The sequence below is a fragment of the Zoogloea oryzae genome, assembly GCF_030161255.1.
GTDB classification, from domain to species: Bacteria; Pseudomonadota; Gammaproteobacteria; order Burkholderiales; family Rhodocyclaceae; genus Zoogloea; species Zoogloea oryzae.
In genome coordinates this window covers 1-649 of sequence record NZ_BSPX01000298.1, presented here as the reverse complement: position 1 = coordinate 649, position 649 = coordinate 1, and the positions used below count along the sequence as shown (strand labels likewise).

The following is a 649-nucleotide window of genomic DNA, read 5'->3' as shown; positions in this document are numbered from 1 at the left end:
TAAAGATCCAATAAGTCCAACCTTAATTCCTTCGGATGTGTCAATTGGGCAAATACGTCCATAGTAACTAGGGTGGATATCTCGTATCCTAAAACTAGCAGTTCGTGCTGTCAATCCTCTAGGACCTAAATAACTAAATTTTCGTCCATGAACTATGTGTGCCAACGGATTCGTTTGATCAAAAACTTGAGATAATGGGTGTAGGCCGAAAAAGGACTCATAAGCGCTTGTTAATGGGGTTGAAGTTACCAAATTTTGAGGAGAAGATAGCCATTTATCTCCAGAGCACGAAATAGTTCTTCGAACCGCATCTTCTAAACGAATCAGAGCGAATCCCAACTGATCTTGTAACAGATCCGCTACAGAACGAATCCGCTTATTTTTCAAGTGATTCATATCGTCAAGTGTACCCATTCCAAATTTCATTCCAATCAAATGCTCTGCCGCTGCTAATACGTCTCGTGGTAACAAAAATGTACGGTTCAGAGGTATATCAAGATTCAGTCTCCGATTCATATTTCGTCGACCAATACGTCCTAATTCACATTTTTGTTTAGAAAATTTATGTAATGCTGTCTCTAAGGAACCCCCACCCGCACAAGTAAGTTGTTGATATAACTCTAAAATAGCAGTTTCTTTTGAAACGATT

At 39.1% G+C, this 649-nt stretch carries 1 pseudogene; it reads right to left on the bottom strand.

Going from position 1 to position 649, the window contains the following annotated elements:
• Positions 1 to 649: pseudogene (locus QQK25_RS25030) on the bottom strand (hypothetical protein); the annotation flags it as partial.